Source organism: Nocardia aegles (assembly GCF_052545135.1).
Genome location: NZ_JBQWRI010000005.1, coordinates 100246 through 112687, shown reverse-complemented (window position 1 = coordinate 112687; position 12442 = coordinate 100246). Strand labels below are relative to the sequence as shown.

Sequence of the window (12442 nt, the reverse complement as noted above, 5' to 3'; positions counted from 1 at the left end):
GCACCTCCTGCGAATCCGCACTTGCCGCGCCCGGGACCGAGGCGCCGCCAGGTCGTCACCCGGAGCACCCCACCGCGGAGGAGGGTTGCCGACCAGCAATGCCGGGGCTTGACGCTGGTTCTCATGACCTCCGACTGAGATTGCACTGACCGGGGTCGCCGTGTCAAACGGGGGCGCACCCTACGCGAACGCTCAGGTGCACACCAGCCACTTGTCGCCAGACCTGGTGAGATTCCAGGTCGTCGTCTTCTCCTGCCCGCCCACCTTCGTGGTGACGGTCGCCTTGCCCCGGTCGCCGTCGACCATGGGCTGGTCGATTTTCGTGATTTCGACGGGCTTTCCGGCACCGTCCTGGCCCGCGAGCGGTGAGCGACTCGCGTCGAAGCCCTGGCATGCGGTGCCGGGCGGCGGCACGGCGGCACTGCGATTGGAGCCGTCGACGAAGTCGCGCACGGCCGCTGTGAGGCGATCGGCGTCTGTGACATTTTTCTCAGCGGGCGACAGCACACCGCCGAGCACGACCGCGATCAGCACGATCACCGCGACCACCGCGGCCGCGACGAACGGGACCGCCGAGCGTCTGTCGGTCTGATCGACCCGAATGATCTCGTCCTCGCCCGCGGCGGGCTGCTGTTCGGTCATGGCTCGATGATCCCTGGTCGGCGCCGGTATCGAGCGCTCGACCCCCGGCTGTGAATCGGCACACGGCTGCCCCCTGGCGAGTGGCGACCGTAGACCGCGCGCGAGCGGGTAACCGATGATCGTGACTGTCGATGGCACGCATCGAGTTCACGCACCGACGTGGGGCGGCATCCGCCATCCCGATAGAATCGCTGGACGGCGGCCTGCTGCCACAGCGAACCGGCAGCTCCACGCCGCGGCGGACGGAGCACCGCGCAGCCATGAGCCGGCCACACCGGCGTCCGCGCCGGACGGGTGCGACCGAGCCGGTGCGTCAAGTCAGCCTAAGCTAAGCCATACGTAATTGATTTCGACCATAAAGGTGCGCGTAAAGAGATGACCGAACAGAGTGCAGTAGAGGATGGCGGTGTCCGCGAGCCCTCCGTGGTGACGCAGGCTTCCTCCTCCGGGCCTGACGCGCACACCGCGAAGCCCCGCCCGCTCCGCATCGCGATCGTGGGCGCCGGACCGGCCGGGATCTACGCCGCCGACGCCTTGATGAAGTCCGATGCCGAGGTGTCGATCGACCTCTACGAGCGCATGCCCGCGCCGTTCGGCCTGATCCGCTACGGCGTCGCGCCCGATCATCCCCGGATCAAGGGCATCATCACCGCCCTGCACAAGGTCCTCGACAAGCCGCAGGTGCGCCTGCTCGGCAACATCGACTACGGCACCGACATCACCCTCGACGATCTGCGCGTCTTCTACGACGCGGTGATCTTCTCCACCGGAGCCAACGCCGACCGGGCGCTGCCCATCCCCGGCATCGACCTCGACGGCTCCTACGGCGCCGCCGACTTCGTCTCCTGGTACGACGGCCACCCCGACGTCCCCCGCACCTGGCCGCTGGACGCGGAGAAGGTCGCCGTCCTCGGCGTCGGCAACGTCGCGCTCGACGTCGCCCGGGTGCTGGCCAAGACCGGCGACGAGCTGCTGCCGACGGAGATCCCGCCGAACGTCTACAACGGCCTCAAGGCCAACAAGGCCGTCGAGGTGCACGTCTTCGGCCGCCGTGGTCCCGCGCAGGCCAAGTTCACCCCGCTGGAACTGCGCGAACTCGACCACTCGCCCACCATCGAAGTCATCGTCGATCCCGAGGACATCGACTACGACGAAGGCTCCGAAGCCGCGCGGCGGCACTCCAAGCAGGTCGACATGGTGGCCAACACCCTCGAGCAGTGGGCCATCCGCGATGCGGGCGACCGGCCACACAAGTTGTTCCTGCACTTCTTCGAATCCCCCGCCGAAGTGCTCGGCGAGAACGGCAAGGTCGTCGGCCTGCGCACCGAACGCACCCAGCTCGACGGCACCGGCAACGTCAAGGGCACCGGGGTGTTCAAGGACTGGGACGTGCAGGCGGTGTATCGCGCGGTCGGCTACCTGTCGCAGAACCTGACCAACCTGCCGTTCGACGACCAGGCCGGCACCGTGCCGAACGAAGCGGGCCGGGTGCTCGTCGACGAGAACGCCGACGGCGCGGCGCGCTACCTGCCCGCCACCTACGTCACCGGCTGGATCAAGCGCGGCCCGGTCGGCCTGATCGGCCACACCAAGGGCGACGCCAACGAGACCATCGCCTGCCTGCTGGACGACGCGCCCGGCTTCACCCCGGCCGAGCGGCCCGACCCGGAGGCCGTCATCGAATTCCTCGAAGGCAAGGGCATCCCGTTCACCACCTGGGCCGGGTGGTACCGACTCGACGCGCACGAACGCTCCCTCGGCGAGCCGGAGGGCCGCGAGCGCGTCAAAGTCGTCGAGCGCGAGGACATGCTGCGCGCCAGCGAACCGCACAAGGTCTGAACGCCGCAGTGACCGACTCCGCCGCCGACGCGACGTCCCAGGTGTGGCAGCGGAAAATCCGACCCTGAGGCATTCTGTACAAGTGTTCGATGCCCACCTGCACATTTTCGACCCGCGGTTTCCGCTGGCCGAGAACGAGGGCTACCTGCCCGACCCGTTCACCATCGCCGATTATCGCAAGCGCATGGCGCGATACGACATCAGCGGCGGCGCTGTGGTCAGCGGGTCGTTCCAGGGCACGGACCAGACCTACCTGAAGGCCGCCCTCGCCGAACTCGGCGAGGGCTGGGTCGGTGTCACCCGGCTCGACTTGGATGCCACCGACGAGGAGATCCTCGAACTGGACCGGATCGGCGTGCGCGCACTGCGTTTCAACCTCAAGCGCGCGGCCACCGACATCACCGGGATGACGTTGCAGGCACTGCGTGCCTACGAACTGGCAGGCTGGCACGTCGAGGTCTATATCGACGGCACGATGCTGGCCTCGCTGCAACCGGTCATCTCCAAACTGCCCGCGCTGTCGGTCGACCATCTGGGGATGTCCGCCGAAGGGTTGCCCTTCCTGCTGGACCTGGTCGATCGCGGAGCGAAGGTCAAGGCGACCGGGTTCGGCCGGGTCGCGATGAACGTCGCCGACGCGCTGCGCCGCGTGCACGCGGTGAATCCGGAAGCCCTCATGTTCGGCACCGATCTGCCCGGCACCCGAGCCGGACGCCCGTTCCGGGACTCGGACGTGGATCTGCTCTGCGACGTGGTGGGCACCGACATGTACGCGGTGCTGGAGGACAACGCCCGCGCGTTCTACCGGCTCCCGGCCCGCGAGCGCGTCGTCGACGACGACCCGGCCCCCACCCTGCCGCTGCACCGGCCGGAACCGCCGACCCTCCGGCTGCGCCGCGACGAACTCCCGGGAAGCCGCGCGGGCGACACGATTCCGTTTCCCGCGATCGATCGCTGACGCTCAGATCGCTAAGACACCGGCGAGCCAGACACCGGTGGCCAGCAACGCGCCGAAGAGTTCGATCAGAATGGACAGCCCGACGCCCTTCAACGCGTGCACCGTCGCCTGCCACGCCTGCCGGTTGACGCGCAGCCGCTGGAGTTCCCACAGGTAAACGCCGAGAACGAAACCCACGAACAGGCCGATCACCGGGATCACGAAGAAGCCGACAACGCCGAGTATCGCGCCGAGCAGCACCGCGCGGTTGGACACTCCCGCGTCTTTCATCCTGCGCCCCGGCCAGGTGTATTTGACCACGCCGGAAAGCACCAGCAGCACCGTGCTGACCGCGAAAACCGTCCAGGCCGTGGCGCCCCCGGTGAGGAAGGCCCAGACGGCGATGGCCGCGAAGATCAGGATCACCCCGGGCAGGATCGGCACGACGATCCCCAGCAGACCGACCAGAATCGCGAGACCGGCGAGAAGGTTGTACCACCCCTGATCCGACAGCGTTTCCACACGTGCAGCCTAGAGCCGGGCGTGGGGGCGGGCGAGCCGTAGCCGCAGACCGGCCGCCGTACTCACACACGGGCGCAACGTCCGCGACCGCGGGCCTCGACGATGCGCCATCTTGTGGCGGCGGCCTATTGTCATACTGTCAATACATCCTTCCCGGTCGCCTCCGGGAGGACGCACCGGTCACCGGTGCGCTGCATCGAACGACGAACCGAGGTAGGGCGTGAGCACTCCATCCACCGCCGAGCAGGGCCCGCTCGCGGGCGTCAAGGTCATCGAGCTGGCCGGGATCGGCCCCGGACCGCACGCCGCGCTGCTGCTGGCCGATCTGGGCGCCGACGTGGTGCGGGTGCAGCGCGCAGGCCAGCTACCGGGCGGGTTCGACCGTCCGCAGCTGCGCGGCCGGACCATCGTCGAAGCCGACCTCAAGGACCCCGCCGACCTCGAGAAAGTGCTCGGTCTCGTCGAGAAGGCGGACGTGCTGATCGAGGGCTTCCGCCCCGGCGTCACCGAGCGGCTCGGCATCGGCCCGGACGACGCGCTCGCCCGCAACCCGCGCCTGGTCTACGGGCGGATGACCGGCTGGGGACAGCACGGTCCGCTGGCCGATCGCGCGGGACACGACATCAACTACATCTCCATCACCGGCGTGCTGCACGCCATCGGCCGCAAGGGCGAACGCCCGGTCCCGCCGTTGAACATGGTGGGCGATTTCGGCGGCGGCTCGATGTTCCTGGTGGTCGGCGTCCTCGCCGCGCTGGTCGAGCGGCAGCGGTCCGGTAAGGGACAGGTGATCGACGCGGCCATGGTCGATGGCGCCCTTGCCCTTTCGCACATGATCTGGGGCATGCGCGGCGCGGGCGCCTGGTCCGATGAGCGTGGCGTGAACCTGCTCGACACCGGAATGTCGTTCTACGACACCTACGAAACCTCCGACGGCAAGTACATGGCGGTCGGCGCGATCGAACCGCAGTTCTACGCCCAGCTGCTGGCCGGGCTGGAGATCGAGGCGGACGGCCTGCCTTTCCAGCTCGACCCCGCCGGACAGGAAACGCTGAAAAAGCTCTTCGCCGAACGCTTCCGGACCAAGACCCGGGACGAGTGGACCGAAATCTTCATCGGCGCCGACGCCTGTGTCTCTCCGGTGCTCACCTTCGAGGAGGCGACGCGCAACGAGCACATCGCGGCCCGCGGCTCGTTGCTGGAACTGGAAAACATCACCCAGCACGCTCCCGCGCCGCGATTCTCCCGCACTCCGAACGGGATTCCCACCCCGCCGCCGACCACCGCCACCCCGATCGAGGCGGTCTGGGTCGGCGACCGATAATCGAAACTTTCACATACCAACCGGTTCGACAGTTCCCTGCCGAGCCTGCCATACTGTCCGCGAGCAGGCGGCTTTCGAGAATCGCGAACCTCGTCCGGTCCGCCCCTTGACCGCCGCTCGAGCTGGAGGCCGCCGCGCCGTGCGAGCTTCTGTACACCGCCCGAGCACGACGAGGGCCGGCCCCGAGGGGTGGCCGACCGATCGTGCTCGGCGGTGCTCGCGGAGACATACCGCCCGCGGAGGTCCTCCCCAGCGGCGAAATCGCCTCAGTAGCAGGTCAACGGCGTCAACGGGTCCGCGGCGCGCGGCGTGAGCGCCGCATAGGCGGACGCGATGGACTTGACCGCCAAACGCAATTCGGGTTCCCGGTGCGTGAACGGCAACCGCAGGAACCGTTCGAACGCGCCTTGCACGCCGAATCGAGGCCCGGCCGCGAGCAATACGCCGTGGTTGGGGGCCGTGGCGGCCAGCGCCGTGGAGACCGAGGTCGGCAGCTGCGCCCACACCGACATGCCGCCCGCGCCGACGGTGACGCGCCAATCCGGCAGTTCCTCGGCGAGCGTGTCGAGCAGCGCGGCGCGCTGCGAACGCAACTGGTCACGGCGGCGGGCGAGAATCACCTCCGCGTGCTCGAGCAGGTGCACGGTCGCCAGCTGATCCATCACGGGGGTGCCGAGGTCGACCGTGGAGCGAATGCCGAGCAACTTGGTGATCAGCGCCTGGTTGGTCCGAATCCAGCCGACGCGCAAACCGCCCCAGAACGATTTCGAGGCCGAGCCGATGGTCACGATCTCGGAGCCTCTGGCGAAGGCGGCGACCGGCGGTCGCGGAAGATCGTCATCGAGCCCGAGATCCGCCATGGACTCGTCGATGACGACGGTCATCCTGGTATCCCTGGCGATGGCGGCCAGTTCGGCGCGGCCGTCGGCGTCGAGCAGCAGGCCGGTCGGGTTGTTGTAGTCCGGCACCAGGTAGGCCAGACTGGCCGCGGTCTGCCGCGCGGCACTGCGGATACCGTCGAGATCCCAGCCGCCCGCCGGGTCCTCCGGACGCAGCGGCACCGGCACCGGCCGGGCGCCGACGTCGCGAATCGCCTCGATGGCGTTCGGATAGGTCGGATGGTCGATCAGCACGCGGGCGGCGGGCGCCGTGAGCACGTTCAGCAGCAGGCGCAGGCCGTGCTGGGCGCCGAGGGTGACCAGGATCTGATCGGGCTCGGTCGGCAGCCCGCGCGCGGTGTAGCGGCGGGCGATCGCCTCGCGGAGCGCGAGCACACCGACCGGGTCCATACCGTGCGTGCCGAGGTAGGCCGGGATTCCTTCCAGCGCAGCCGAATACGCGTCCTGCATCTCCAGCGGAGCGTCCATGGCGGCATAGGTCATGTCGACGGTGGGCAGTTCGGGCGAGGCCATCATCGCCAGGATGCCGCGCGCCGGTTTGACGCCGTCGTGCTGCACGTCGCGGGGCAGGGCCACCGTGCTGCGCGAGCCCTGGCGGCTGATCAGGTAACCGTGCTCGCGCAACAGCGCGTAGGTGGAGGTGATGGTGGTGCGACTGACCCCGAGGGTGGCGGCGAGATCCCGCTCGCTGGGCAAGGCGACACCCAGCGGGGCGCGCCCGTCGTGGATCAGCAGCCGGATGCCTTCGGCGAGCGCCAGATAGGCCGGGCGGCTGGAGCGCCGCCCGGCCGAATCCGGATCGCCGTCGTGCGCGTGCCGCCAGTGGCCCAGATCGCGAGCCAGGCTGCCCGCGCCGATCACTCTTGTCGCCATACGGTCCAGTATCGACTGATTGGATATTTATTGGCAAGGCCAGTGCCGCGCACCCCGGTACACCGCTGTCCGACCAGTCCCTTTCGTACTACGACCACCAGCGGCGATACTCCGATCTCGCGGCGATCCACCGCCGTGGCGACGTGCCGGAACCGGACCTGCCCAGCGGCGCGGAATGCGATAGCCCCTTCCACAGTGGATATAAGGCCAGCTCCGAAAAACTGGACTCCCCATCGCGAACTTGTCGGTCCCGCAGTGCAGACTTGACCCATGAGTGACGCCACTCGCCTCGCCACCGACCGCCCGGCGATCGAGGCCACCGAGCCCGCGGGCTCCGGCCGTCCCGCGCCGGTCCGCACGATCGCGGCGACGGTTTTCGACACCGCGATCGGCTCCTGCGCGATCGCGTGGAGCGAGCACGGTGTGATCCGATTCCAGCTGCCCGAGGCGAGCCCGGCCGCCACTCGCGCGCGTATCACGCGCGGCCGCGCCGGACATCCGGGCGAGCAGATCCACGAAGAAGCGCCGACCGAAGCCGTCGCCGCGGCCATCGCGGGCATCCGCGCCCACCTCACGGGCGAACTCGACGATCTGCGCTGGATCGCCGTGGACACCAGCGAAATTCCGGAATTCCACCGCGCCGTCTACGCCGTCACACGCGCCATCGACCCGGGCCACACCCTCAGCTACGGCCAGGTCGCCCACCGGGTGGGCGCGCCCGGCGGCGCGCAGGCGGTCGGACAAGCATTGGGCCGCAACCCGATCCCGCTGATCATTCCGTGCCACCGCGTGCTGGCCGCCGACAACGCCCTGCACGGCTTCTCCGCCCCCGGCGGCATCGACACCAAGCAGCGCCTCCTCACCATCGAACGCACTCCAGGATTCGGCGAACCCACACTGTTCTGAAGCTGATTCCGCGGCCTCGCGCCCAGCAAGCAACCAGCGACCCGAGCTACCAGCGGCGATCCCCAGCCGCCTGACGGTGCAGACCGAACAGCACGATCACGACCGACACGCCCAGCACACCCCAACCCCGTTCTCCGAACAAAGGCCGACCCCAGATCACAACACCGGATGGGCACGGAAGAAGTCGCAGGCTTCTCCGGTGATGTAACCCTCTTCGCAGCCGAAGTAAGTCTGGATGCAGGCGTTGGTCGAGCAGCCGAGTTCGATCAGCTTCTGCCTGATCCGAGCGTTGCGCTCCTGCGGCGTCTCGGTCTTCGGGGCGGTCGCCGAGGGACGCGCCGAACTGGTGACCGGTGGCGGTTGCCCGTCGGAGCACCCGGCGGCCAGTGCCAGTCCGGCCGCCAGCACAGCGATCAGCGTGGTCGGTCGCACGATCATCCTCCGTTCCCGGACTCGCCGCGCATCAACGCGCCGAGGGACTCCCGATCGGTGACGTCCATCTTGATACAGGCCCGGTAGAGATGGCCTTCGACGGTGCGTACCGAGACGGTGAGCCGGTCGGCGATCTGCCGGTTGGACAGGCCCGCGGCGACGAGGTTGGCGATCTCGCGTTCCCGAGCGGTCAAGGGCAAGGGCTGCGCGGCCTGCCGCAGCGCCGGGGTGCTCGCTCCGCCGCAGGCCGCGGCGAGCCGGTTGGCCGTGGCGGCGGACTCCAGCAACTTGCGCCGATCCCCGGCTCGCTCGTGCGCCGACGCTGCCTGCGCCGCGGCGTCGGCGGCCGACAACAACGCGCCGATCCGCTCGAATTCGGCCGCGGCCGCGTCCAGCCCGGGTCCGTCGTGGGCGGCGAGCGCCACCGCGTGTCCCGCCTGTGCCCGGACCAGCCGCCCTTCCACTCGATCGGCCAACTCGGCCAGTCGGCCGGACACGGAATGGTCGCCGAAGCGGGCCGCGGTGTGCAGCGCCATGGCCTCGATGGCGTGCTGATGCGAACGTGCGGCCGCGTCGGCGGCGCCCACCGCGATCCGGATGGCGGGCGTCAGGGTTCCTTCGGCGGCAGCCAGCCAGGCGCGGGCCACCTCCAGTTGCGGTTCGTACACCGCGCTGTGCCTGCCGCCCCGCGCGGTGGCGTGCGCGATCGACTCGGCGGCCTCGGCGGCCCGCCCGAGCGCCGAGTACGCTTCCGCCAACCGAATTCGCGCGGGGAACATCCAAGCGGCCGCGCCCTCGGCGGCCAATGCGGCAAGGGCCTGTTCCAGATTGTCGATGCCGTCCGGGAACCGGCCCTGCGCCACATCGACGGTGCCTTGCAGGATCTTCGACATGCCCCAGGCCAGATACTGACCTGGCGAGGAGTAGCCCACGAACGCACCCGCGCAGCGCCGCGCGGCCTCCAGATCACCGGCGAAGGTCAGGGCGAGCACCTCGGCATGCGTGGACATGAAGCGGTTGAGCCCGTCGATGTGCTCTTCCACCTCGTGCCCGCGGGCCGCGTACTGCCTGGCCGCCTCCCCCTTGCCCGTCAACGCCGACGCCAGGCCGCCGCCGAACGACGCCCACCACACCGCCCACGGCGGTGCGCCGTCGGCGGACATCACCGTCTCCGCTTCGGCGATCGCGTCGTCGACCCGGTTCTCGTTGACCAGGCTCGCGGACGCGAGACCGGTGAAGATGGCCGCGATCTTCGGATGCCGCACCTTCCCGCGCACCAGCTTCAGCACCTCGTCGGCGCGCTCGGCATCACCCATGGCCCATAACAGGTTCGCCACCCTGGTACTGCCCCAGCGCGCCAGCTGCACCTCGTCGAGCTGGTCGGGGTCGAAGCTGGCCAGGGTGCGCTCGGCCTCGATCCGGTGCCCCTGCCACAACAGGGCGCGCGCCAGCAGGTCGGCGGCCTCCACGCCGCCGCGCCGCTCCACCGCGGCGCGGGCGAAGCGCTCGCCCAGCGGCAGATTCGCCAATCCGATCGCGTCGGCCGCGGCCGCCTCGAACAATTCCAGATCCGCGGATTTATCACTGTCCAGCGCCAATTCGGCCAGGCGGATGCGGTCGGCGGCGGAATTTATCTTGCGTTCCCGGAGCGACGAATACAGCCTGCCGCGCAGCCGCCGCGCCGAGGCGATGCCGAGCCTGCGCCGGATCACCTCACCGAACAGCGGGTGGTTGTAGCGCACCATCAGGTCTTGGGAATTCTCCACCACCCGGATCACGCCGCGCGTTTCGGCGGCCTCCACCGCGTCCTCGCCGGCCAATTCGGCGAGGACATCGAGATCGATCGGCTCGCAGAAGGTCAGCAGTTCCAGCACCCGCAACACCGGCTCGGGCAACTGCTCGACCCGGTCTTCGAGCAGTGCGGCCAACTCCGAGGTCACCGCCGCGCGCCCCCGCAGTTGCCACACGCCGTTGACCTGACGCAGCGTGCCCGCCTCCAGCGCTCCCTCCACCAAATGCCGCAGGAACAGCGCGTTTCCAGCGGAGGACTCCCACATCAGATTGGCGGTGAACCCCTCGAGCTGCCCGCCGAGCATCGACTCCACCAGCTCGACGCTCTGGCGCTGGGTGAACGGGCGCAGGTCGACGCGGGTCAGATGGCCGTCTTTCCACAGTGAGGTGACCGCGTCCGGCACCGGGACTCCGCTGCGCACGGTGACCACGATGTGCGCGGCTTTGTCGATGGCCAGTTGCAGCAGCAGCGTGGCGGAGAGCTGATCGAGCAGATGCGCGTCGTCGACGCCGATCACCGTGTCGCCGTCGGCGAGCAACGCCTCACGTGCCGCCGACATGAACGTGACCGGATCGTGCGCCGTATACACGCCGACCATGTGCGCGAACACCCCCAGCGGAATGCTGCGCGCCGACTCGGTGCCCGCCACCCAGCGGACATTGCCGCCGATCGCGGATGTGGCGTGCCGGGCCAGGGTGGTCTTGCCCACCCCAGCGTCGCCGGTCAGTACCACGCCGACGTGCTCCGGACCGGTCAGCGCCGCACGGATCGCCCCGAATTCGCTTTCGCGCTCGATCATCGGCCAGTTCCGAGCCATGCACCAACTGTAGTTCTTCACCGATCATGATCGAAGCCGAGCAACCACGACAGCTATGGCGAATCGCCGGTGATGTTGCCGAAATTCCGCTGGCCCACGCCGAATTCGAACAGGTTCTAGCCGAGTACGTCGTGCCGGACGATGGTCTGATCCCGCCCGGGACCCACGCCGATGCAAGAGATACGGGCGCCGGACAGCTCCTCCAGACGTAACACGTACGCCTGGGCGTTGGCGGGCAGCTCCTCGAAGGCGCGCGCACCGGAAATGTCTTCCCACCAACCGGGCATGTGCTCGAAAACAGGCTTGGCGTGATGGAATTCGGTCTGCGTGGTCGGCATCTGCTCGACCCGTTCGCCGTCGATCTCGTAAGCGACGCAGATCGGCACCGTCGCCAGACTGGACAGCACGTCCAGTTTGGTGAGGAAGTAGTCGGTGATGCCGTTGACCCGGGTGGCGTAGCGCGCGATCACCGCGTCGAACCAGCCGCAGCGGCGGGCGCGCCCGGTAGTGACGCCGACCTCGCCGCCGGTCTTGGCCAGGTAGGCGCCGAACTCGTCGAACAGCTCGGTCGGGAACGGTCCGGAACCGACCCGGGTGGTGTAGCACTTGAGGATGCCGAGCACCGTGTTGATCTTGTTCGGTCCGATGCCCGCGCCGACCGCAGCGCCGCCCGAAGTCGGGTTCGACGACGTGACGTACGGGTAGGTGCCGTGGTCGACGTCGAGCAAAGTGCCCTGCGAGCCCTCCAGCAGCACTGTCTCACCGCGCTCGAGTGCCAGGTTCAGCTTCAGCCTGGTGTCGGCGATCCGATGCTTGAAGCTGTCGGCTTGGGTGAGCACCTCGTCCACCACCTGCTGCGGGTCCAGCGCGCGGCGGTTGTAGATCTTGACCAGCACCTGGTTCTTGAACTCCAGCGCCGCCTCGACCTTCTGGGTGAGGATCTTCTCGTCCAGCACGTCCGCGACGCGCACGCCGACGCGGGCCACCTTGTCCTGATAGCACGGCCCGATGCCGCGTCCGGTGGTGCCGATCTTCTTGTTGCCGAGGAAGCGTTCGGTGACCTTATCGATGGCCACGTGGTACGGCATGATCAGATGCGCGTCGGCCGAGAGCAGCAGTCCCGACGTGTCGACCCCGCGCTGCTCCAGCCCCGCCAGCTCGTCCAGCAGCACGCCGGGATCCACGACGACACCATTGCCGATGACATTCGTCACGCCAGGGGTCAGGATGCCGGAAGGGATCAGGTGCAGGGCGAAGTTGTCGCCGTTGGGCAACACCACGGTGTGACCCGCGTTGTTGCCGCCTTGGTACCGGACCACCCAGTTCACCCGACCACCGAGCAGATCGGTTGCTTTGCCCTTTCCCTCGTCGCCCCACTGGGCGCCGATCAGGACGATTGCCGGCATGGTCGTGTCTCCTACGGTTCGACAGGCAACACCGGTGTGTTGCAGCTACCTGC

Annotated in this window: 10 protein-coding genes and 1 riboswitch; of the genes, 4 read left to right on the top strand and 6 right to left on the bottom strand. The window is 68.7% G+C overall.

Annotated features, from left to right (window positions below):
• Positions 1-12: 12 nt before the first annotated feature.
• A riboswitch (SAM riboswitch) is annotated at positions 13-129 on the bottom strand.
• 63 nt (positions 130-192) lie between these two features.
• Positions 193-642, bottom strand: coding sequence for an Rv0361 family membrane protein (locus ACT89H_RS16195; RefSeq protein WP_445109446.1), 450 nt, complete (start codon positions 640-642; stop codon positions 193-195).
• Positions 643-1017: 375 nt separating this feature from the next.
• On the opposite strand from ACT89H_RS16195, the gene ACT89H_RS16190 reads away from it, so the two are divergent.
• Entirely contained in the window at positions 1018-2481 is a 1464-nt protein-coding gene (locus ACT89H_RS16190; protein WP_445109445.1) for an FAD-dependent oxidoreductase, read from the top strand.
• A gap of 82 nt (positions 2482-2563) precedes the next feature.
• Positions 2564-3439, top strand: a complete 876-nt coding sequence (locus ACT89H_RS16185) for an amidohydrolase family protein (protein WP_445109444.1) — start codon at positions 2564-2566, stop codon at positions 3437-3439.
• Positions 3440-3442: 3 nt separating this feature from the next.
• Here ACT89H_RS16185 and ACT89H_RS16180 read toward each other — a convergent pair whose 3' ends face one another.
• A complete protein-coding gene (locus ACT89H_RS16180) occupies positions 3443-3940 on the bottom strand; it encodes a DUF456 domain-containing protein (protein ID WP_445109443.1) in 498 nt (165 codons plus the stop codon).
• 220 nt (positions 3941-4160) lie between these two features.
• Here ACT89H_RS16180 and ACT89H_RS16175 point away from each other — a divergent pair, with 220 nt between their 5' ends.
• The gene (locus tag ACT89H_RS16175) at positions 4161-5264 is read left to right on the top strand and encodes a CaiB/BaiF CoA transferase family protein (protein WP_445109442.1); all 1104 of its coding nucleotides are present in this window, start codon (positions 4161-4163) and stop codon (positions 5262-5264) included.
• 266 nt (positions 5265-5530) lie between these two features.
• Here the strand turns inward: ACT89H_RS16175 and yczR are convergent, their stop codons facing one another.
• Complete coding sequence (gene yczR / locus ACT89H_RS16170; RefSeq protein WP_445109441.1) at positions 5531-7036, bottom strand: MocR-like transcription factor YczR; 1506 nt, start codon at positions 7034-7036, stop codon at positions 5531-5533.
• 270 nt (positions 7037-7306) lie between these two features.
• On the opposite strand from yczR, the gene ACT89H_RS16165 reads away from it, so the two are divergent.
• Positions 7307-7942, top strand: a complete 636-nt coding sequence (locus tag ACT89H_RS16165) for a methylated-DNA--[protein]-cysteine S-methyltransferase (protein ID WP_445109440.1) — start codon at positions 7307-7309, stop codon at positions 7940-7942.
• A 156-nt stretch (positions 7943-8098) separates the two neighbouring features.
• Here the strand turns inward: ACT89H_RS16165 and ACT89H_RS16160 are convergent, their stop codons facing one another.
• The 3 genes from ACT89H_RS16160 to ACT89H_RS16150 all read right to left on the bottom strand — a co-directional run bounded on the left by ACT89H_RS16160 (position 8099) and on the right by ACT89H_RS16150 (position 12389).
• Entirely contained in the window at positions 8099-8380 is a 282-nt protein-coding gene (locus tag ACT89H_RS16160; RefSeq protein ID WP_445109439.1) for a hypothetical protein, read from the bottom strand.
• Positions 8377-10983 (bottom strand): helix-turn-helix transcriptional regulator, encoded by a 2607-nt coding sequence (locus ACT89H_RS16155; RefSeq protein WP_445109438.1) that lies wholly within the window; start codon positions 10981-10983, stop codon positions 8377-8379. The genes ACT89H_RS16160 and ACT89H_RS16155 overlap by 4 nt, the downstream gene beginning before the upstream one ends.
• Before the next feature lie 116 nt (positions 10984-11099).
• Complete coding sequence (locus tag ACT89H_RS16150; protein WP_445109437.1) at positions 11100-12389, bottom strand: adenylosuccinate synthase; 1290 nt, start codon at positions 12387-12389, stop codon at positions 11100-11102.
• Positions 12390-12442: the final 53 nt, after the last annotated feature.